This window comes from Pseudomonadota bacterium (genome assembly GCA_039033415.1).
Classification (GTDB): domain Bacteria; phylum Pseudomonadota; class Gammaproteobacteria; order Xanthomonadales; family SZUA-38; genus JANQOZ01.
Map to the genome: position 1 here is coordinate 80,865 of JBCCCR010000026.1, position 20,594 is coordinate 101,458.

Genomic DNA, 20,594 nt, shown 5'->3' on the forward strand with positions numbered 1-20,594 from the left:
GCTTGCTGTTGATCGATGACAACCTTCGACCCCTCAAGCGTTGACCGCCTGACGTTTTCTGACTGCCGCTGGGATGCCGAGACCGGCGAGGCAACGCTGGGCTACGAGCTGGGCGAGCGCCATTTCATCGAACGGCTAAGGTTTCCGGGTGTACCTGATCCCGCAGGCGTGTGCCGCGCCGCGCTCGAGTCAGCGCTGAGGCTGGCGCAGTGGCTGGCGGGCGTCAGTTACTTTAAGGCGGCGCTGCCGCCATCGGTGGCGTTCTCGCAGGCTCAGCCAGGACCTCTCGGCCGGGTGCTGCTTGGTGAGGTCTATCGCCACGGGCTGGCTGAGATGACCTTTCGAAGCGGCCTGACGCCGCCGCCGGTCACGCTGTTTGAGTCGGCGACCGCAGCGGAGCCCGGACTGGGCATCGCCGGCACTGTCTCTCGCCCCACCGGCTCCGGCGTTGTGGTGCCCCTCGGGGGCGGCAAGGACTCGCTGGTCACCTGCGACGCGCTGCATCGGGCGGGCATCGCGTTCCGCACCGTTGCCGTGGGCAGCTCCACGCTGATCCAGGACATGGCTGAGCTGCTGGAGACTCAGGGTTACAGCCAGGGGCACCTGCAGATCGGTCGGACGATTGACCCCGAACTGCTGGCACTGAATCGCTCGGGCGCCTACAACGGCCACGTGCCGATCACGGCGGTGCTCGCGGGTATCATGCTGGTTGCCGGCGTGCTGTACCGCTTCGACACGGTGATCATGTCGAACGAGCGCTCCGCTGACGCCGCGAATCTCGAACTCGCCAATGGGGAGCAGGTCAACCATCAGTACAGCAAGAGTGCGGCCTTCGAGCGGCGCTTCCAGGAGGCTGTCGAACGAGAGGTGCTGCAGGGCTTTCGCTATTTTTCACTGCTCCGGGGGGCATCGGAGGTGGCCATCGCTCGGCGCTTCGCCAGCCTCGCCACGTGGCATCAGCACTTTTCCAGCTGCAATCGAAACTTCCATCTCGACGGCTCACCGGTTGAAGGCCGCTGGTGCCGCAACTGTCCCAAATGCCGCTTCGTGTTTCTGGCGCTGGCGCCTCACCTGAGCCCTGACGAGCTGCTTCCGATCTTCGGCGGCGACCTGCTGGACGATCCGTTGCAGGAAGCCGGCTTCCGCGCGCTGTGCGGATTGGACGAGATCAAACCCTTTGAATGTGTCGGCGAGGTTGAGGAAAGCGCGGCGCTGATGAGGGCGCTGGCGTCAGATCCATCCTGGCGCGACCGAGCGGTGGTGGCAGCCCTGGCTGATGAGGTGGCTGATGCGCCTTCGCTGGAGGGCTTTTACGAAGAGGTGTCGGTCGGCACGGTCCCGCCGGAATTCCAGCATGCCCTCATCGATCAGCGGCTTGCCGGGTGAAAATCGCTGACCTCGCCGGCAAGAAGGTGGCGATCCTCGGTGCCGGGGTTGAAGGTCGCGCGGCGCTGACGGCGATCGGCAGTCGAATTGGTTATGAGCAGCTAACCCTGCTGGATGAAAAGACGCTCGATCCGCATGTCGAAGCCGCCACCCGCTGGGGACCCCTGGCGGAGCTGGAGCTTGAACATTTTGACGTGGTGATCCGCTCGCCGGGGTTCAGCGTGTATCGGCCCGAGCTGGTGGCCGCAAGGCAGGCAGGCGTTCGCTTTAGCAGCGGCACTGAACTATGGCTGGCCGAGGGCCCCGGCGCGCCGGTCCTGGCGGTCACGGGCACCAAGGGCAAAAGCACAACCAGCAGTCTGGTCACTCACCTGCTGACCGCAGCTGGCCTCACGGCGCGTCTCGGGGGCAATATCGGTCAGCCGTTACTCAGCTTTCTGGATCTGAAGGATCAGCACAAACTCCCCGGCTGGTTTGTGGTGGAGCTGTCGTCGTATCAGATCGTCGACCTTGCCGGGTCGGTGGAAATCGCGGTGCTGACCAATCTGCTGGCGGACCATCTTGACTGGCACGGCAGCCTGGCCCAGTACCACCGGGACAAGCGGCGTCTGCTGGCGATGGCGAGCCGCGGCACCGTCGCTCACGAGAGCGCCAGGGCGGCACTCGCAGGGCAGGGGGTGTCCGAGTGGGCCGGCAGCGACGCGAGCTGGCAGGTCCGGGGTAGTGAGGTGCGAAGGGCCGGAAAGAAGATCGGTGAACTCGCTGGCTGGCGACTGCCGGGACGTCACAATCTGGACAATCTTGAGGTTGCTCTGGCGGCAGCGGCGGTGGCAGGCGCTGACGTCGAGGCCTCGCTCGCTGAGATTCGAAATTTTGACCCGCTACCCCACCGACTTCAGCCCGTTCCTTCAGTCCGACGACCCCGCTGTATCAACGACAGCATCGCTACCACGCCGGACGCCACAATCGCCGCGATCCGCTGCTTTAGCGAAGAACCGCTGGTGCTCATTGTGGGCGGCTTTGAGCGACAGCAGGATTGGGCGGGGCTGGCGCGGGAGCTCGAAGCCGCGCCGGTCACGGAAGTGATCGTCCAGGGAGAGGGGGCCGAGCGTCTGTCGGCTACGCTGGCGTCGCTAGCCCCTTCGCAAAAGCACCGGCGCTGTTCAGACCTTGCCGCGGCGGTGGCGCTGGCGCTTTTGTCCTGTGACGAGGGTGGGGTGATTCTGCTGTCGCCGGGCGCGCCCAGCTTCGATCAGTTTGCGGATTTTAAGGAGCGTGGGGAGACCTTTATCCGCCTTTGCCAGGTGCGGTGAATGTCCCATCGCCGCGGACGCTAAACAGAAACCGGTTCTCATCGTCGATCAGGCGCCAGGCAAGCAGCGACTGCCGGGCATCCTGGCTGTCGTCCTTAAACCAGCGGCGCGTGCTGCCGAGCCGGAAGCTATAGCCCCAGCTGTCCATATCGCCCATCAAGCGTGCCTGGGTAACCCCGGGCAGTGCCTCGGCGAGGCATAGCTGGAGATAGCAAACGGCGGACTCCTCGTCGTCGGTGCCCTGCGCGTCGGTGTAAAGCACGGTCCGCCGCTCGGGCGTCATGCATATGAAATGAGCTGCCTCATGAAGTGCGGAATGGACCGGCGTGTCTCCCCGAACGAAAAGCTCACCGGCAATCAGGCCCGCTTCGGGTTCGCCCCAATACGAGCCGGGGATCGTTTGTCCCGGGCCGACCACGGTCAGCTCGAGACTCAGGGGCGCGAGAAGGGACCGAAGGTGGGCAGGAAGGATGTCGTCGATACAGAGCAAGTTGTCACGCTTGGCGGTTAACGCTGGTAGCGAAGGCTACGCTGCTTTGGCCCCTACAGGGTAATGATTGTTCGCGGGCCAACGCGAGGGGTCTGCGGATGTCGGGCAAAAGGTTCGGATTGGTCGATCGTGGGCTGCAAGAAATCGGTTTCCAATTTGTAACGGAAAGTGTACATTCTTAGCTGCCAAGCTTCGTTGACAATAAGAGTTGACACCGATAATTTTGCTGAGTGTTTCCCGGGTTTGTCGGGAAATCAGGCGCCAAAATATCGGAAAATCCGCGATTTTGGGGACATCAATGGTTTGTCGTTGGGAGATTGATCGTGCTTACCATCGTTAGGTTTTTTGAGTCAGAAGAGGCCGCCCAGGGCGCAATCACCTCGCTGAGAGAGGTGGAGTTTCTCGCTGAAGACATCACCATGCTGTCACCAGAGTCAGGTGGTGTATCGGCGCCGCTCGACAGGGCGATGAGAGCGGGGGTGTTGCCCGCCATGTATCGAGCGGTCTGCGCGGAAGCGCTGGCCAACGGACAAAGCGTGCTCGTCATGGAGCCGCCGTTTGGTCGAGGAGACCTGGCCAATCGCGTGATAGCCAAGGCGGGTGGGGTGGGCACCGAAATGCTCCGCGAGTACAACGCCTATGACCCGTCACCGCTATCTGAATTCCTGGGTGTCCCGGCTCTGGCCCGCTCCAAGCGTTCAATTAATGTGCGGGAGCTTTCCAATTTCTCTTTGTCCGGCGCCATTGGCTTCGGATTGTCGAGCAACAAACCGACGCCTCTGTCGTCAGTGATTGGGATAAAGCCCCTGACCACGCCAAAGCCCGGTCGCACCTCCAGCTTTGGCATGCCGTTGCTAAGCCGCGGCAAGACACCCCTGTCATCGATGATCGGACTTAAACCACTGACAACGCCGAAGCCCAGCCGGCGAAGCAGCTTCGGTTTGCCCCTCCTGTCGAATAACAAGACACCGCTATCGTCGTTATTGAACTTCCCCGTGCTGACGGAGAGGTCCTCTTAACCGGGCGGCATTGAAGCATTAGGGGCCAAGAGAGGGAACAACAGGTCAACATTTGAGCAGCCTCGCCCAAAAGCTGATTGCACCGTGGGCCTCTGAGAACCCGCGGCTTTCGCCGTTCGCCAAGGTCGTCACCCCCGGCGAGGTGCCGCTGTCCCGACTGCTGCGACTTTCCCTGTTCCAGGTTTCGGTTGGCATGGCGCTGGTGCTGCTGGTCGGAACGCTTAATCGCGTCATGGTCTCGGAGCTCGGCGTGCCCAGCGCCCTCGCAACCATGATGGTGGCCCTGCCGCTGCTGTTTGCACCTTTGCAGGTCCTCATCGGTCACCGGTCTGATAGCCACCGGTCATCGCTGGGCTGGCGCCGGGTGCCTTTCATCCTCGGCGGCACGCTGCTGAAGTTTTGCGGCGTTGCGCTTATGCCGTTTGCCCTGCTGGTTCTGGCCGGCGACGCGGCAGCCGCCAGCGCGCCGAAGTGGATCGGGCTCGTCTCAGTCACTTTGGCTTGCCTTATGATGGGCGTTGGCGCCCACACGGTACATACGACCGGGCTGGCCCTGGCGACCGATCTAACGCCGACGCGCATGCAGCCCCGCGTGGTGGGATTGATGTACGTGATGCTGCTGGCAGGGATCATAGCCAGCGCGTGGGTCTTTGGCGCTACTCTGGAAAACCTCACCCCGGATCAGTTGGTCCGGGTCCTGCAGGGCGCTGCTATGGCTGTCATTGTGTTGAACCTCGTCGCCAGCTGGAAGCAGGAGGCTTTGGCGGTGGGCAACGCCAGGGACACAGCGACACCGGTTGCCACCTTTCGCGACTCCTGGGGTCAGCTTTGCCGCGGACCGCAGGCGGTTCGACGTTTGATCATTGTGGGTCTCGGCACCATGGCATTTGGCATGGCCAGCATTCTGCTTGAGCCAATGGGCGGGCATGTCGTTTCCACGACCAAGCTGTTGGCGCTCCTGGCCTTTGGTGGTCTGCTGGGTTTTGCCTATGCGTCGCGCGTTATGAGCAGCGGAACTGATCCGTTTCGCCTCGCATTCGCTGGCGCCACCATCGGTCTTCTAGTTTGCCTTCTTGTCATTGGCGCCCAATCGCTGGGTATGCCGGGCGTTTTTTTGGTCGGCAATTTCCTGATTGGCTTCGGCGGTGCACTGTTTGGTCATGCGACTCTGACGGCCATAATGTTTAGCGCACCGAAAGGCCAGATCGGGCTCGCTCTAGGGGCCTGGGGAGCGGTGCAGGTGTCCGCCGCCGGTGGTGGAATAGCGCTGAGTGGCGCCGTTCGAGACCTGGCAAACCTGCTGCTCGGCCCAGATCGCCAGGTATTCGGATTCGTGGCCGAAGCCGGCGGCTATATGGCTGTTTCCGCGCTGGAGATCGGTCTGCTTGTGGCCACGATTGTTGTCATTGCGCCGTTGCTTCGCCGACGCCTGGTGCAGCGAGTCGGCGGCGCGAGCCAGTCTTTTTCTGAAACCAGCCTTCCATCAGGACCGTAGCTATGGCAGTGAGACCCATCCTTGAAATCCCTGACCCGAGGCTGCGCCGCGTGGCTCAATCGGTCACCGTATTTGACGACAGCGTTCTGTCTCTGATCGAAGATCTACGCGATACGCTTTACACCACCACCGGCATCGGTCTGTGCGCGCCGCAGCTGGGCGACCTGCGCCAGGTCTTGGTGATGGATTTGAGTGAAGACCACGGCGATCTGCAGGTGTTCATCAACCCGGTCATTCACGGGCGTGATGTACTCGGCATGATCGAGGAAAGCTGCCTGTCGATTCCGGATGTCGTCGCTCGAGTGGTCCGCCCAACCGAAGTGGACGTGAGTGCAGTCGATCAGTTTGGCCAGCCGTTTGAGACTCATCTGTCGGGCATGTCCGCCGTTTGCCTACAGCACGAGATGGACCATCTCGCCGGGCGCCTGTTTGTCGATCGGCTTTCGCTGTTCCGGCGCTTGCTGCTCAAAGCAACCGGCAAAATTGCAGGCGCCGGGGCCCCTCAGCAGGCCGCCTGACGGCGGCCCACTAACTGCGACCCAGCGACTCAAATGCTGGGGTGGGCATGGCGAGCAGGCTGACGCGCTTTTCCCCGTCCTCGGTATCCTGCTGCCCCACTTCATGAAAACCATAGGTCGAGTGAAACAGGACTGATCCCGGATTACTGGGTTTTAGATTGACCTCACAAGTCAGGAGCGGCGCGTTTTGCTCCGTGAAAGACTGAACGTCAGCGTACAGCACTCGTCCGACGCCCTTGCGGCGAAAACCTGGCGCAATCACGACCCGGTCGATATACACAAACTGCTCGTACTGCTGCTGAAACCACCGATAGTTGACGCTGTCGTAGTCGCTATCCGCCGTCATTGCCAGCAGAAACCCGGCCGGCGTGCCGTCGAGCTCGGCGATCCGCACGAACGCCGAATAGCCATAGAGCTGCTCAAGGCGTTCAATCTTCAGGTGGTTGACTGCCGGCGTTGCGTCGTTGTTGGTTTGTTGGACCCAGGGAAGCTCGTCGGGGCGTACGTCGCGGATACTGATGACCAATGTTGTGCCTCGTAGACTCGGAGGTGGATGGCGCGCCGACCCCGATCGGTGGACCGCTCGCGTCAGGCTGCGGCCAAGCCGGTCGACACGGCCGGAGCGGGAGTTTGGTAAACTTTACCGTTAATTTGATCCGGCGTTAAAGGTGTCTCGCATCCTCAATACCAATCAGCTCCTGCGCTTTGCCGGCCTGTTTACCTGGGTCTGTGTTGGCTTCGCGCTGGTGATGGCGCCTCAGCTCGGTGGTGGGGATATGCCCAGGGCGCGCTACCTCCTGTGGGGCATCGCTCAGCTGACCTTCGGGGTTGCCTACTGGATCCTCTCGAACTCGATCCAGCGACGACCCGCCCGAACCCGGCTCCATCTGCTTTTGCTGGCGTTGATGAGCGTTTCGGCGCTGGAAATTTCCGGGGTCAGCAGCTCGGGGCTCGGCGGCATTCTGCTCGTTGTGGTGGCCGGCGTGCTCCCCTGGGCGCTGCCGCTGTCGTGGGGCGTGGCCTGGCTGCTGGTCCAAAACCTGCTGCTGGCTTGGACTGTGGGACAGATCCCTGACGTCACGATGGAGCAGGCTGTGCTGCTCGGCGGCCTTTATCTGGGCTATTCGAGCTTCACCTTTGTGATTTCGCTGGTGGCGCGTCGCCAAAGCTACGCACGGGACGAGCTGCGCAAGGTCAACTCGGAGCTGCGGGCGACGCAGGCGCTGCTCGCGGAGAGCACGCGGATCGCGGAGCGAGTCCGAATCTCCCGCGAGCTCCATGATCTGGTGGGGCACCACCTCACGGCGCTGAGTCTTAATCTTGAGGTCGCCAGCCATCTCGTGACCGGCAAAGCGGTTGATCACGTGACGCAGGCCCAGACCGTCGCAAAACTCCTGCTCAGCGACGTCCGGGAGGTGGTGGGCGCCATGCGCGGCGGCGACAGCATCAATCTGACCGAGGCGCTGATGCGACTGTCAGAGGGGGTGCCGAAACCGACGATTCACCTCGACATCCCGGAACAGCTAAACGTGGATGACCCGCAGCGTGCGCAGGTGGTGCTGCGCTGCGCTCAGGAAATTATCACCAACGCGGTAAAACACGCGGATGCCGAGAACCTGTGGCTCTCGATTTCGCAAAACGATTCGGGGCTGACGATCACTGCGCGTGACGATGGTCGAGGCACGCCGCGGGTCAACGAAGGAAACGGCCTGACGGGGATGGGCGAGCGGGTAAGGCAGCTCGGCGGAAATCTGTCCGTAAAATCTGGACCCGGGGCTGGCTTCAGCCTCAATGCATGGTTACCAAGGGAAGCAATCATATGATCAAAGTGTGCCTGGTCGATGACCAGACGCTGGTACGTCAGGGAGTTCGCTCGCTGCTCGAGCTCGCTGAAGAAATCGAGGTGGTCGGCGAGGCGGTCGATGGCCGCTCCGCTTGTGAGCTGATTCCCGAGCTGCAGCCGGATGTGGTGCTGCTGGATATGCGTATGCCCGAGATGTCGGGCCTTGATGTGCTGGATCATCTGGGTAAAGCGGGCAAGCTGCCGCCCACGATTATTCTGACGACCTTCGATGACGACACCCTCGTGCTCGCCGGCATTAAGGCTGGCGCCAAAGGCTATCTGCTGAAGGACGTATCGTTGGACGAGCTGGTCGGCGCGGTGCGCACCGTGGCCGAAGGCGGAACGCTGGTCCGCCCGGCGGTGACCGAACGTTTGCTGAAGGGGCTCGACGGGATTCGCACCGAATTTTCGAGTCTCGATCGCCCTGATCCGCTGACCGATCGGGAGACGGAGATCCTTCGCCTGATGGCCGGTGGCTACAGCAACAAGGAAATCGCCAACTCGTTGGGTGTGGCGGAGGGTACCGTCAAAAACCACGTTTCCAATATCTTGTCCAAGCTGGGCGTGCGTGACCGGACGCGCGCCGTGCTGAAGGCGTTTGAGCTGGGCATCGTCTAAACAGGGACACGGGCTTTTGAGTCCGCCGAACGAATTCGGCCCAAGTGACCCGCAAGGCGCAGGGTAGTGACCCGGAACGGCAGTTTTTTCCGACGCGGTTTGCCGAGTGAAATTCGTAACCTTCTGTCAAAAATTGTAAACGGGAATTGGAAATCAACCGCTTACGTCAACATTTTGACGCCTGCGGGCCAAGTGTGACGGAGTTCACAGATTTGGCCTGTGGCCGGCGTTAAATGAACTGTCCCTAGCAACCATTTTGATCACAACCGGGGGGTGTGTTCAGTGAGGAAATCTGCCTTGGCCGCGGCCGTTGTACTGGCTTTTGGCTTCTGCTCCAGCGTTAACGCCCAAACGGCGCCGTCCTGGCGATCAGCTTCCGAGCGGCCCGAGCGGATCGAAGCACCGCCCGAGGTCGAATCGCCGGATATTTCCTTCGAAATCGATCGCGAGGCCTTGTTTGGCCGGCCGATGGGTTTTGCGCCCGAGCCGGAGACCACGGAGACCGAGCCTCCCACCCCGGAGCTCAGCCTAAGCACCGAGCCAGAGCTGGAATCAATGCCTTTGGCGCCAGAAACCCCGCTCCTGGAGGTCCCGATCGCCGAGCCAGTGGCTGCTGATCCGGAGTCCGAACTGATTGAGAGTCCCGCTACTGAGCCTGAGATCGAAACGCTGGTCACCTTCGGGAAAGCCGAAGAGCTGCCGGCGCCTGAGTTGTTGTCGACCCCCGAACCCCAAAGCGTTGCGACCGCCCCCGCGGATGACCCAGTTGGCGAAGACGAGCAAGCGGCGATGGCCCGCGAGTCGCGAGTCGATCCAACAACGTCGATGGTATCGATCGACCGGCCGGCGACCGTCAGCAGCATCGCGGCACCCGTGGCGGCAGCCACGAGCTTCAAGCTGGTGCGCACGCGGACCGTCCCTCCTGAGTATCCCCGCGAAGCCGCAAGGCTAGAGCAGGAAGGCTGGGTCGACCTTCGGCTGACTGTCGGACCCAACGGCCGCGTAAGCGATGTTGACGTCGTGGACGCCAAGCCGCGCCAGCTGTTTGATGCGGCCGCCCGCCGGGCAGCGCGGCAGTGGCGCTTTGAGCCGCCAGCAAAGTCGGGCGTTGTGGAGCCGCAAACCGCGATGATCCGTCTCACGTTTGTCATGGACTAACACGCCGCAGGCCGAGCTTTCCTGAGCTAGCCGAGGGCGCGAGGACCGCCTCGGCTACCGGCCAACCCAACCGTCGGGCCCCATCTCTGGACCCATTTACTTTCCGCTGGCCCTTCCTGGGAACTTTTTCCAGCGCCTGTAGTCACAGCGCGGGCGGGGCGAGGGCAGGCGCGTTGGGGTTGAAATACCGACCGTTTGCGATAAAAATGCGCCCCCGCAAGCGGGCGCCATGGGGCGCTGCCTGACTCACTGTCGCAAGAACTAACAAGATGATTGAAATCAAAGATCTAAGAAAAGATTTTGGGTCTCTCACGGCCGTTCGAGACCTGTCCTTTGTGGTTCCTGAGGGACAAGTGCTGGGTTTCCTGGGTCCCAATGGCGCCGGCAAGTCCACCACCATGAAAATGATTTGTGGGTTTTTGACGCCCACTGCGGGCTCGGTGTCGGTGTGTGGCTTCGATATCGAAAGCCAGCCGCTGGAGGCTAAGCGATGCATGGGATACCTGCCGGAGGGGGCGCCAGGGTATGGCGAGATGACCCCCCAGCAGTTTCTCGACTTCATTGCGGACATTCGGGGCCTCGACGCCGCTCAGCGCCGCGAACGCCAGGGGAAGGTCATCGACCAGCTCCAGCTTGGCCGCGTGCTGCATCAGTCGATCGACACGCTGTCGAAGGGCTTCCGCCGCCGCGTTGGCCTGGCGCAGGCGCTGCTGCACGATCCCAAAGTGCTGATCCTGGACGAGCCGACCGATGGACTTGATCCGAACCAGAAGCACGAGGTGCGGGAGCTGATCGGGGCACTGGCGAAAGACAAGATTGTGATTGTCTCGACCCACATTCTGGAAGAGGTTGAGGCGGTGTGTGACCGGGCCATTATCATCGCGCGCGGTCGGCTGCTAGCGGACGCAACGCCACAGGAGCTTGAGGCTAAATCGCGCTACCACAACGCGGTGCGCCTGACGACCAGCGAACTCGATGCCGCAGTCGAACACATCAGCCGACTGGCTAACGTGACCCACGTCGACGTGGAGCGTCACTCAGGCCGACTGGTGGCCATTCCGAGGAGCGGCACAGCGCCTTTTGGCGAGATCTCCAAGCTGGCTCAGGAGCAGGGATGGCCGGTCGATGAGCTGACGGTCGAGCGAGGCCGGCTCGATGAAGTGTTCCGCCAGATCACGCTAGGCGGAAGCGACAGCCAGGGGGCACACTCATGAGCCAGACGCTCAATATCTTTCGACGGGAAATCGCGAGCTACTTCGCCACGCCCGTTGCCTACGTTTTTATCGTCATCTTCCTGCTGCTGATGGGATGGTTTAGCTGGGGCTTTGGCCGGTTGTTCGAAAGCGGTCAGGCCGATCTTTACGGACCGTTCTTCAACTTCCACCCGTGGCTATACCTGTTTCTCGTGCCGGCGATATCGATGCGTCTGTGGGCGGAGGAGCGGAAAAGCGGCACGATTGAGCTGCTGCTGACGCTGCCGGTGAGCATGCTGCAGGCGGTGATCGGCAAGTTCCTGGCGGCCTGGGCCTTCTGTGGTCTTGCCCTGGCCTTGACCTTTCCCGTCTGGATCAGCGTCAACTATCTGGGGGAGCCCGACAACGGCGTGATCCTCGCAGGTTATGTCGGCAGCTTTCTCATGGCCGGTGGCTTTCTGGCCATCGGGTCGTGCATCTCTGCCACGACCCGCAACCAGGTGGTGGCGTTTATCCTGACCGTTGTGGTGTGCTTTGCGTTTCTGCTGTTCGGCTTGTCGGGCGTCATCGACTTTTTCCGCGGCTGGGCACCGGCAGCGCTGGTGGACGCACTCGCCGGCCTGAGCTTCTCAACGCACTTCGACGCCATCGCCAAGGGTGTGCTCGACCTTCGCGACATCCTGTTTTTCCTTCTCGTCATCGCGTTCTGGCTGGCCGCCAACGCCATTGTGATCGATCTCAAAAAGGCTGACTGACCATGTCACAACAGGCAAAACGTAATTACGGCGCTGGCGCGCTGCTGATTCTCGCGGTGCTGTTTGTGGCGCTGCTGTTTGTGGTGTCGCTGGTGTTCCGCGGCGCGCGCTTCGACCTGACCGAAAACAACCTCTATTCGGTCTCCCAGGGCACGCGCAATATCCTGGCCAGCATCGACGAACCGCTGAATCTGTATCTGTACTTTTCTGACTCCGTCAGCAAAGACGTGCCGGGGCTGACCCCGTATCGTGACTACAGCCGTCGGGTCCGCGACACGCTCACCGAATTTGCCAGCTACGCCGGCGGCAACCTGAATCTGCAGGTGATCGATCCGCTGCCGTTTTCTGAAGCAGAGGACGCGGCGAGCGCCGCCGGTCTCACCGGCTTCCCCGCCAACAGCGCCGGGGATACGTTCTTCTTTGGCCTGGTGGCCACCAACGCGGTCGAGGGTCGCGAGACCGTCGCCTTTTTTGACCCCAACAAAGAAGCGTTTCTGGAATACGACCTCGCCAAGCTGATCTACAACCTGAACCAGGTCCGCAAGCCGGTCATCGGCGTGATGAGCACGCTGCCGATCAACCGCGGCTTCGATCCGGCCACGCGCCAGATGCGCGAGCCCTGGATTGTGCTGCAGCAGGCGGAACAGCTGTTTGAGGTTCGACAGGTGGCGCCGACCGTCAACAGCATCGATCCGGAGATCGACGTGCTGGCGGTGGTCCATCCCAAGGATCTGACCGACGCCACAACCTACGCCATCGATCAGTTTGTGCTGCGCGGCGGCAAGCTGGCGGTGTTTGTTGACCCGCAGGCGGAGATGGACATCCCGGCTGACGCTCAGACCAATCCACAGGCGGCAATGTTTGCGGAACGCTCCTCGGATCTCTCCAAGCTGCTGGAGACGTGGGGTGTTGCCTACGACGCCAAGCAGGTGGTGCTCGATCGCACCTACGGGCTGCAGGTGTCCGCCGGGCCCGGTCGGCGTCCCGTTCGACACGTCGGCATCCTGTCGATTGACACGGCCGGCATGAACGGTGATGACGTCACGCTTGCCGAGCTGACCACCATCAACGTTTCCCAGTCGGGTCACCTGGCCAAAAAACCGGATGCGGAGGTGGAATTCGAGTCGCTTCTGACAACGTCCGAGGACAGCATGAGTGTGAGCAGCGATCGCGTGCGGTTTATGACCGACCCCAGCTCGCTGCTCGATGGCTTTGCGCCCACCGGTCAGAACTACACCCTGGCGGCCCGCGTGCGGGGCACCTTCAGCTCGGCTTTCCCGGACGGGGCACCGCCGGCAGAACCGGTGGAGGGTGAGGAACCGGCGGCGCCGCCGACAGCGGAGCACCTGGCGGCCGCAACCGAGCCCAACGACATCCTGGTGGTTGCGGACACCGACATTCTCAGCGACCGGCTGTGGGCACAGGCGCAGTCTTTTCTGGGCCAGCGCCTGATCAGCGCGTTCGCCAACAACGGTGACTTCATCATCAACTCGCTCGACAACCTGACGGGCAGCTCGGACCTGATCAGCATCCGTGGTCGTGCGACCTCGCAGCGTCCTTTTACCCGGGTTCAGGAGCTCCAGCGGCAGGCCGAGGCCCGCTATCAGGCCACCGAACAGCAGCTCGAACAGCAGCTGCAGGAGACCGAACGCAAGCTCACCGAGCTGCAGGCTGGGCGGGACGACAACAATCCGCTGATTCTGACGCCGGAGCAGCAGACCGAACTGGCCCGTTTCCAGGACGAACGGCTGCGGATCCGCCAGGAGCTGCGGCAGGTGCAAAGTAACCTGCGCGGGGATATCGAGAGTCTGGGTACGTGGCTCAAAGTCATCAACATCGGCCTGGTGCCCCTGCTGGTCACGCTGTTTGCGCTGACCATCGCCTGGCGCCGGGCGCGCCGTCGAGAGGAAGCCAATCGATGAACAAGAATCTGCTGCTGCCGCTCGCGATTGCCGCGGCGGTTTTTGTCGGGATTGGTGTCTGGCTGTCGGGTCAGGAAGCGCCGGTCACGGCCGTTCAAAGCGGCGGCCCGCTGATTGAAGGTCTGGCGGACCGCGTCAATGACATCACGGCTGTCACCGTGACCGACGGTGATGAGCAGGTCACGCTCGAGCGCGAGGGTGGCGTTTGGCACGTGGCTGAAAGGGACGGCTATCGAGCTGATCTGTCGCAGCTCCGGCGTCGTCTGGTGGCGCTGGTCGAGGCCAAGCGGCTGGAGGGTAAAACCACCAATCCAGAGCGCTACGCTCAGCTTGGCGTCTCCGACGTGTCCGAAGGTGACGACGACGATCAGAATCTCAAGGTGGCGGTCGCCGGGCCCGAGGGTTTCGACCTGATTGTCGGCAAACGCGCAAACGCGAGCCAGGGCACCTACGTGCGTTTTGCTGACGAGGCCCAAAGCTGGCTGGCCAGCGGGGACCTGCGCTTCAGCGCGAACGCACGCGACTGGCTAAAGAAAGACGTTATGGACATCCCCGCAAATCGCGTGCGGCGCGCGAGCCTCGCGCACAGCAGCGGTGATCGGATTGAGCTATCGAAGGCGAGGCCCGAGGATCCGAACTACGGGCTCGACAACCTTCCGGATGACCGCGAAGTGCTGTCGCCGAGCGCCGGCAACTCCATTGCGAGCGCGATCGCCGGGCTTCGGTTTGAGGACGTGGCGCCAGCGAGCCAGGAGAACTTTCAGGGTCTGGAAATCGTGCAGGGCGAATACGAAACGTTCGACGGGCTGCGGGTCAGCACGCGCGCTTTCAACCGCGAGGACAAATACTACGTGATGCTGGATGTGGCCTTCGACGCTGAGCTGGCTGCGCAGTCCAAGCCGGAGCCCAGCGTGCCGGCCGCCGACGCTGAGGGTTCTGACGGCGAAGCAGCCGACACCGAAGCGGGTGAGGCAGGCAGCTTCGAAGACACGCAGGCGGCGCAGGCGGCAGCGGACGCAGCGGCCATGGCAGCATATGAAGAGTCAGTCGCGGCGGCTGAGGCAGAAGCTGAGGCGCTGAAGCCCCTGACCGATGGCTGGGTGTTCGAGATCCCTTCTTATAAGCACGGCAACCTCACCAAGAGCCTGGAAGACCTCCTGAAGCCCCTGGACGACGGGAGCGACGCGGACGACGCCGAGTGATCGGGCATTGCCTCTGGCGCCGGTTGCGCCTCGCGCCTTGAACGAGGCCCGGCTGAAGCGAAATCCATGGCTGGCTCTGAGCGCCTTGCTCGGGGCAGTCGGGGTCATTTTGGGCGCGCTCGGCTCACATCTGTTCGACGTCGTCCGGACCGACCAGTACGACCTGGCCAACCGGTATCACTTGCTTCACGTGGTCCTGCTTGCCGCTCTGAGCCTGACGTTAAAACCCACCGACGGGATCTTGCGTCACGTGGTGATGGCGGGCTTTGCTCTTGGCCTGGTGTTGTTCTGCGGAGCGCTGTACCTCTCCAGCCTCGGGTTGGCCGAACCGCGCCTCGCGCCCGCTGGCGGCAGCATCCTGATCCTCAGCTGGATTGCGCTCGCCGTCTACGCGCTCTTGCCCTCTCGCTGACGCCCGTTCTGCTCAGCGGTGCCTGCTTACGTTCGGCGGTGGGTGCATCTTCACCAGTGTTATACTCTCGCCGGCTGCGCAAGTCGTGATCACCGCAGCATTTCACTGTTGAACAGGGGTTGAGATATGAAGCGAGTGTTAGGTTGGATCCTGCTGAGCCTTTCATGGCCGATGCTGGTGCAGGCGCAGTCGACAGAAACGATCAACGTTCAGGGTCTGTCAGCGCCGGTTGATGTATTCACCCCGGCCACCGGCATACCCAGCATCACCGCCAGCAGCGAAACCGACGCCGCTTTTGTACAGGGTTACATCCACGCCCGCGACCGCTTCTGGCAGATGGACTTCAATCGCCGGCTCGCGAGCGGCACCGTCTCGGAGCTGGTAGGCAGCTCGGCGCTGGGCACCGACATCCAGCTGAGGACGCTAGGCTTCCGACGCGACGCCTGGCAAACTTACGCCGCGAGCTCGCAGGCGCTCAGAGCGCAGCTTCGGTCTTACGCCAACGGCGTAAACGCCTGGCTGGCCAGTAACCCCCTGCCGCCGGAATACGGAGCGCTCGAGCTTACCGCCGCTGAGCCCTGGGTACCGGTGGATAGCCTGGCCTTCGCTAAACTGCTGGCTTTCAACCTGTCCGCCGATCTCGGGGAAATCGATCTGACGGTCACCATCGGCACCTACCAGGCGGTGGGAGACGCGGTGGGGTTCGACGGCACCGCACTGTTTTTTGAGGACACCCACCGACAGGCACCGCCGGATGGGCGCGTTACGCTGCCGGACTTTCTGAGCTCCATCGGAGTGCTGGGTCAAAAACGAGAACAGCTCTCGGCCTCCAAGACTTTCCCAAAGATCGATCCGGAGCAGCTCACCCTGGCCGAAAATCTCCTCGGGAAAATGCGGAGTAATCCGGTGATGAATCGCATTCTCGAGCAGGGTCCTGAGGAAAAGGGCAGCAACATCTGGATGATCTCCGGTGCGCTGACCGACACCGGCTCACCGATTATCGCTAACGATCCGCACCTGTCGCTGGACACGCCGTCCGTGTTTTATCCCATTCACATCAACGTGCGTGACGCCAACGGCAATGAACCGCTCAACGTTGCCGGCGTTGCATTTACCGGCGCGCCGCTGATTGCCCAGGGGTGTAACTCGACACTGTGCTGGGGTTCGACCGTTAACCCGATCGACGAGGGCGATTTCTTTTTCGAGACACTGCGCTTCAACACGCTCGGCCTGCCGACCCACACGATCTACCAAGGCCAGGAAGAGCCAATTATCTGGATTGTCCAGAGCTATTTTGCCAATCAGCTCGACGGTCAGCCGGATAACCTGGAGCGCCTGAACGTGGGCGTCGATGCCGGGGGCATTACGTTCATCGTGCCGCGGCGCAACAACGGACCGATCTTGGATCTGTCCGGCGGCCAGGGCATCAGTTTTCAGTACACGGGCTCCGGCCCAACCTTTGAGGTTGAGGCCTTCCAGGCGATGGCGAAAGCGGCTGACGTCGATGAGTTTGCGGTGGCCGTCCAACAATTCGATTTTGGATCGCAGAACTTTGGTGCTGCCGATATCTTCGGCAACATCGGCTACTTCACCCCGGCCGAGGTACCGATTCGTTCGGACCTTCAGTTGCTCAACGGGCCGGACGGGGGCATTCCGCCGCTTTTCATCCGGGACGGTACCGGTGCGCTGATGCACGAGTGGCTCCCGCTGGAAAATCCGCAGCCCGGGCAATCTACGCCCAGTGAAATCTTGCCGATCAGCGAGACGCCCACCTCGATCAATCCGGCCAGTGGTTTTCTTGCGAACGCCAACAACGATCCGGTTGGCACCACGTTGGACAACAACACGCTCAATCAGGTGAGACCCGGCGGCGGTTTGTACTACCTCAACCAGAGCGTGTACGCGAGCTACCGGCAGGGACGCCTCGATCGCCTCATCGAAGATGCCGTGGCGTCTGGAGACCCGATCAATACCGCTGACGTGGTCAGCTGGCAGGGTAACAACCAAATGCTCGACGCCGAGCTGATTGTGCCGCATCTCCTGACGGCGTTTGCGAATGCTGGAGATGCTAGCGCCTGGCCGGTGCTGGCCGGCGTGGCGGCCGATCCGCAGGTGCAGGAAGTGGTGGCGCTCCTGACGCAGTGGGACTTCAGTTCTCCAACTGGTATCCCCGAGGGTTACGACCCGGGTGACAACCCGTTTGCCCTCGGCGCGCCGAGCGAGCAGGAGATCATGAACTCGGTGGCGGCGACCGTGTATGCCCAGTGGCGCAGTCTGATGATCCAGAATACGATCGACGCCACGCTAAGCGCTGTCGGTCTGGGCAACAACCGGCCCAGCAGTACGCTCGCGTTCAACGCGTTCAAAAACCTGCTGGATACCTTTGACACCAACCAGGGTATCGGCGCCTCGGGTCTGAACTTCTTCACCAACCCGGACGCACCGGATGCCGAGTCTGCTAGAGACTTTCTGATTCTGGCCACGGTTCGTCAGTCGCTGGATCTGCTGGCGAGCGACGAGTTCGCACCGGCTTTTGCCAATTCGACTGACGTCATGGACTACCGGTGGGGCAAGCTCCATCGCATCGTGCTCGATCACCCGCTTGGTGGGCCGTTCAACTTGCCGAATGGGCTCTACGGTCTGAGTACGGTAGAGGGCTTAGACGGTATTCCGAGATCCGGTGGTTACCAGGTGCTGGATGCTTCAACCCACAACGTGCGGGCGGATACCTTGAACGGCTTCATGTTTGGCTCAGGCCCCGCTCGTCGGTTCGTGGGCAACATGACGCCCGGCGGCCCGCAGGCCCTGCAGGTGGTGCCCGGTGGTCAAAGCGGCGTTCTGGGTGATCCGAACTACGCCAACCAGCTTTATCCGTGGCTGGGCAACGCCTTTCTGCCGCTGCAGCTTGATCCGGATCAGGCCGCGGCGGACGCAGCGTCTCAGCTTCGGTTCGAACCAACGCCCTGACTGAAACCGTACACTGGCCGCGGTCGCGCTGGCAGCGTGCCTGCCGCGCACTGCGGCAGGCCGACCCAAAGCTGTCGGCGGTGATGGACCGCATCGGGTCACGCCCCATGCAGCAGGCGCTCTACGCCAGCACCTTTGAGGCGCTGGCGCGGGCCATCGCGTATCAGCAGCTTTCGGGCAAAGCGGCCGGCACCATCTACGGCCGATTTCTCGCCAGGTACGGAGACGGTGTCACCCCCGACGCCCGACGTGTCGCGCGCGCGCAGATGCGAGGTTTGCGGTCTGTTGGCCTTTCCCGAGGAAAAAGTGACTACATCCGGGGACTGGCTCGCAGTCAGGTGGAAGGCGAGCTGCCGGGCCGGGGAGAGCTGGATCAGATGGACGACGACAACATCATCGGGGCCCTCACCAGTCAGAAAGGGGTTGGTGAGTGGACGGTTCAGATGCTGCTGATGTCCTGGCTGGGAAGACCGGACGTGCTGGCTCCCAACGATCTGGGGCTGCAGAAGGGTATGGCGATTGTCGACGGCATTGATTCGCTGCCAACGCCGGCGCAGCTCACCGAACGCGGTGAGGTCTGGCGGCCGTGGCGCAGCGTGGCTAGCTGGTATCTGTGGCGCGCGACGGAGCTCTAACCCGGTAAAATAGCGTTTTGCCAAGCTGGCTATCGCGCCCAGGCTGTCTTTCCCGATGAATCTTCTGAGTCATTTTGCGCTGTTCCAAACCCAGCTCGTCAAAATTCACGCGGAGCTGCATCAGTCGATTGGTCCCGATGACGTGATCAACGCCAACGTGGAAATGAAGCTGACGCCCGCGGCACTGGCACGAAAGCCGGACCCTGTCGCTGAGGCTCAGAGGACCGCCTATCAGGTGGGGGTGCGGCTCTATTGCCGCGGAATGCGTAAAGCCGCTGAAGCGGATGCTGACCCAAAGCCGGCATTTACCCTGGAGTGTGTGCTTAACGCTTCCTACCAGCAGCTCCAGGGTGAACCCATCGATTTCGACACTTTTAGTCAGCACCACATGTCGCTGACGCGCCAGCTCTATCCGCTGATCCGCCAGCAGCTGCTGCCGCTGTTCAGCCAGCTGGGGATAGCGAGCGTGCGTTTGCCGCAGGAGATCGTCCAGGCTGCTGGCGACGCGCCGCCCCAGCAGCTTCACTGAGCTTGTGGCCACACGCCAACTTCATTTCCGCAGTGCTGCCGCCCAAGATTTACCGACGCTGGTTGCGCTCCTGGCGGACGACGCGGTGGCGGCAGACCGGGAAACTGCGGTGGTTGGGGCGACACATGAGGAGGCGTTAGATGCGATCCTGGCTGACCCGAACCATCACCTGCTGGTGGCAGAGAGTGATGGCGCGCTCGCCGGCTTTGCCCAGCTCAGCTTTCTGCCGGGCCTGACTTATGCCGGCGGCTGGCGGGCTCAGCTGGAAGGCGTTCGGGTTGCTCCGGGTCTCCGCGGCCAGGGGGTTGGCCAGGCGCTGATCAAACAGGCGATTGACCTGTCGCGCGATCGGGGTTGCGTGCTGGTGCAGCTCACCACCGACCGTCGTCGTCCGGAGGCGGTCGCCTTTTATGAGCGGCTTGGGTTTGTCGCTAGTCATCACGGTATGAAGCTGAGGTTAGAACGCTGATATGAATACGCAAAACCCCTCATCGACTGTCGGCCAAAAGGATGCCGCCTTCTGGGATCGGATGTCGTCCCGCTACGCCAAGGCCAAAATCGGCGATGAGGAAGGCTACGCGCGGACGCTCGAGCGAACGCGCTCGCTGCTAACCGAAGAGGATTCGGTCCTGGAGCTTGGGTGCGGAACGGGCATTACGGCGCTCAGGCTTGCAACCGCAGCGGGCCGCTATCTCGCAACCGATATCGCTGCCGGCATGATCGCGCAGGCGAATCAAAGGCTTCAGGACGAGCCAACACCGGGGCTGGAATTCCAGGTGGGAACCGCGGAGTCGATGGCGGCCTCGGACAACACTTTTACTACCGTGCTCGGCTTCAACTATCTCCATCTTGTTTCAGACCTCAACGCCACGCTGAAGCACATTCACCACCTCACCGCGCCGGGTGGTCGATTCATCTCCAAGACGCCCTGCCTGGCGGATTCCACCTGGCTGATTCGCGTGCTGGTAGCGGTCCTGCGGCTGGTCCGTTTTGCGCCGCCTAGCCTGCTGTTCTTTACCGAACGTGAGCTTTGTCACGCACTGGAGGCGGCCGGCTTTACCATCGAGGCCGTCGAGCGTCATCGGAGCAAAAAGTCGGAGTCGGACAAGCGTCCCTATATCGTGGCCCGCAAAAGCTAG

At 62.1% G+C, this 20,594-nt stretch carries 20 protein-coding genes; 18 read left to right on the top strand and 2 right to left on the bottom strand.

The window, feature by feature from the left end; genetic code table 11:
• The first annotated feature begins 15 nt into the window (after positions 1-15).
• Both AAF358_19620 and murD read left to right on the top strand, forming a co-directional pair.
• The gene (locus AAF358_19620) at positions 16-1,386 is read left to right on the top strand and encodes an endonuclease domain-containing protein (protein MEM7707770.1); all 1,371 of its coding nucleotides are present in this window, start codon (positions 16-18) and stop codon (positions 1,384-1,386) included.
• Positions 1,383-2,699 (top strand): UDP-N-acetylmuramoyl-L-alanine--D-glutamate ligase, encoded by a 1,317-nt coding sequence (gene murD, locus AAF358_19625; GenBank protein ID MEM7707771.1) that lies wholly within the window; start codon positions 1,383-1,385, stop codon positions 2,697-2,699. The genes AAF358_19620 and murD overlap by 4 nt, the downstream gene beginning before the upstream one ends.
• Here murD and AAF358_19630 read toward each other — a convergent pair.
• Positions 2,674-3,189 carry a hypothetical protein gene (locus tag AAF358_19630; GenBank protein ID MEM7707772.1) on the bottom strand — a complete coding sequence of 172 codons (516 nt, stop codon included), beginning with the start codon at positions 3,187-3,189 and terminating at the stop codon, positions 2,674-2,676. The two genes, murD and AAF358_19630, sit on opposite strands and share 26 nt — an antisense overlap.
• Before the next feature lie 323 nt (positions 3,190-3,512).
• On the opposite strand from AAF358_19630, the gene AAF358_19635 reads away from it, so the two are divergent.
• The 3 genes from AAF358_19635 to def are packed head-to-tail and all read left to right on the top strand — an operon-like array spanning position 3,513 to position 6,221.
• Positions 3,513-4,208, top strand: a complete 696-nt coding sequence (locus AAF358_19635) for a hypothetical protein (protein ID MEM7707773.1) — start codon at positions 3,513-3,515, stop codon at positions 4,206-4,208.
• Positions 4,209-4,260: 52 nt separating this feature from the next.
• A complete protein-coding gene (locus tag AAF358_19640; protein MEM7707774.1) occupies positions 4,261-5,703 on the top strand; it encodes an MFS transporter in 1,443 nt (480 codons plus the stop codon).
• Positions 5,704-5,705: 2 nt separating this feature from the next.
• Complete coding sequence (gene def / locus AAF358_19645) at positions 5,706-6,221, top strand: peptide deformylase (protein ID MEM7707775.1); 516 nt, start codon at positions 5,706-5,708, stop codon at positions 6,219-6,221.
• A 10-nt stretch (positions 6,222-6,231) separates the two neighbouring features.
• Here the strand turns inward: def and AAF358_19650 are convergent, their stop codons facing one another.
• Entirely contained in the window at positions 6,232-6,747 is a 516-nt protein-coding gene (locus AAF358_19650; protein MEM7707776.1) for a GNAT family N-acetyltransferase, read from the bottom strand.
• Positions 6,748-6,889: 142 nt separating this feature from the next.
• Between AAF358_19650 and AAF358_19655 the strand changes: the two genes are divergently transcribed.
• The 13 genes from AAF358_19655 to AAF358_19715 all read left to right on the top strand — a co-directional run bounded on the left by AAF358_19655 (position 6,890) and on the right by AAF358_19715 (position 20,594).
• Positions 6,890-8,044: a sensor histidine kinase gene (locus AAF358_19655; protein ID MEM7707777.1), complete on the top strand. Its 1,155-nt coding sequence runs from the start codon at positions 6,890-6,892 to the stop codon at positions 8,042-8,044.
• A complete protein-coding gene (locus AAF358_19660) occupies positions 8,041-8,682 on the top strand; it encodes a response regulator transcription factor (GenBank protein MEM7707778.1) in 642 nt (213 codons plus the stop codon). The genes AAF358_19655 and AAF358_19660 overlap by 4 nt, the downstream gene beginning before the upstream one ends.
• A gap of 297 nt (positions 8,683-8,979) precedes the next feature.
• Positions 8,980-9,840, top strand: coding sequence for a TonB family protein (locus AAF358_19665; GenBank protein ID MEM7707779.1), 861 nt, complete (start codon positions 8,980-8,982; stop codon positions 9,838-9,840).
• Between the two features lie 269 nt (positions 9,841-10,109).
• The gene (locus AAF358_19670) at positions 10,110-11,054 is read left to right on the top strand and encodes an ATP-binding cassette domain-containing protein (GenBank protein ID MEM7707780.1); all 945 of its coding nucleotides are present in this window, start codon (positions 10,110-10,112) and stop codon (positions 11,052-11,054) included.
• Positions 11,051-11,788 (top strand): ABC transporter permease subunit, encoded by a 738-nt coding sequence (locus AAF358_19675; protein ID MEM7707781.1) that lies wholly within the window; start codon positions 11,051-11,053, stop codon positions 11,786-11,788. Before AAF358_19670 ends, AAF358_19675 begins: the two co-directional genes overlap by 4 nt.
• Positions 11,789-11,790: 2 nt before the next feature.
• Positions 11,791-13,710 carry a Gldg family protein gene (locus tag AAF358_19680; protein ID MEM7707782.1) on the top strand — a complete coding sequence of 640 codons (1,920 nt, stop codon included), beginning with the start codon at positions 11,791-11,793 and terminating at the stop codon, positions 13,708-13,710.
• Positions 13,707-14,912 (top strand): DUF4340 domain-containing protein, encoded by a 1,206-nt coding sequence (locus AAF358_19685; protein ID MEM7707783.1) that lies wholly within the window; start codon positions 13,707-13,709, stop codon positions 14,910-14,912. Before AAF358_19680 ends, AAF358_19685 begins: the two co-directional genes overlap by 4 nt.
• A gap of 37 nt (positions 14,913-14,949) precedes the next feature.
• Positions 14,950-15,324, top strand: coding sequence for a DUF423 domain-containing protein (locus AAF358_19690; protein ID MEM7707784.1), 375 nt, complete (start codon positions 14,950-14,952; stop codon positions 15,322-15,324).
• A 126-nt stretch (positions 15,325-15,450) separates the two neighbouring features.
• Complete coding sequence (locus AAF358_19695; GenBank protein MEM7707785.1) at positions 15,451-18,291, top strand: penicillin acylase family protein; 2,841 nt, start codon at positions 15,451-15,453, stop codon at positions 18,289-18,291.
• An 83-nt stretch (positions 18,292-18,374) separates the two neighbouring features.
• Positions 18,375-18,926 (top strand): DNA-3-methyladenine glycosylase 2 family protein, encoded by a 552-nt coding sequence (locus AAF358_19700; GenBank protein ID MEM7707786.1) that lies wholly within the window; start codon positions 18,375-18,377, stop codon positions 18,924-18,926.
• 55 nt (positions 18,927-18,981) lie between these two features.
• Positions 18,982-19,455 (top strand): hypothetical protein, encoded by a 474-nt coding sequence (locus AAF358_19705; GenBank protein ID MEM7707787.1) that lies wholly within the window; start codon positions 18,982-18,984, stop codon positions 19,453-19,455.
• A gap of 4 nt (positions 19,456-19,459) precedes the next feature.
• Positions 19,460-19,924 carry a GNAT family N-acetyltransferase gene (locus tag AAF358_19710; GenBank protein MEM7707788.1) on the top strand — a complete coding sequence of 155 codons (465 nt, stop codon included), beginning with the start codon at positions 19,460-19,462 and terminating at the stop codon, positions 19,922-19,924.
• A 1-nt stretch (position 19,925) separates the two neighbouring features.
• Positions 19,926-20,594: a class I SAM-dependent methyltransferase gene (locus AAF358_19715; GenBank protein ID MEM7707789.1), complete on the top strand. Its 669-nt coding sequence runs from the start codon at positions 19,926-19,928 to the stop codon at positions 20,592-20,594.

Coding starts and splice junctions, on each gene's coding strand:
- AAF358_19685 (MEM7707783.1), top strand. CDS start 13,707: ATGAACAAGAATCTGCTGCTGCCGCTCGCGATTGCCGCGGCGGTTTTT.
- AAF358_19695 (MEM7707785.1), top strand. CDS start 15,451: ATGAAGCGAGTGTTAGGTTGGATCCTGCTGAGCCTTTCATGGCCGATG.
- AAF358_19700 (MEM7707786.1), top strand. CDS start 18,375: ATGGACCGCATCGGGTCACGCCCCATGCAGCAGGCGCTCTACGCCAGC.
- AAF358_19675 (MEM7707781.1), top strand. CDS start 11,051: ATGAGCCAGACGCTCAATATCTTTCGACGGGAAATCGCGAGCTACTTC.
- AAF358_19715 (MEM7707789.1), top strand. CDS start 19,926: ATGAATACGCAAAACCCCTCATCGACTGTCGGCCAAAAGGATGCCGCC.
- AAF358_19620 (MEM7707770.1), top strand. CDS start 16: ATGACAACCTTCGACCCCTCAAGCGTTGACCGCCTGACGTTTTCTGAC.
- AAF358_19680 (MEM7707782.1), top strand. CDS start 11,791: ATGTCACAACAGGCAAAACGTAATTACGGCGCTGGCGCGCTGCTGATT.
- def (MEM7707775.1), top strand. CDS start 5,706: ATGGCAGTGAGACCCATCCTTGAAATCCCTGACCCGAGGCTGCGCCGC.
- AAF358_19705 (MEM7707787.1), top strand. CDS start 18,982: ATGAATCTTCTGAGTCATTTTGCGCTGTTCCAAACCCAGCTCGTCAAA.
- AAF358_19660 (MEM7707778.1), top strand. CDS start 8,041: ATGATCAAAGTGTGCCTGGTCGATGACCAGACGCTGGTACGTCAGGGA.
- AAF358_19670 (MEM7707780.1), top strand. CDS start 10,110: ATGATTGAAATCAAAGATCTAAGAAAAGATTTTGGGTCTCTCACGGCC.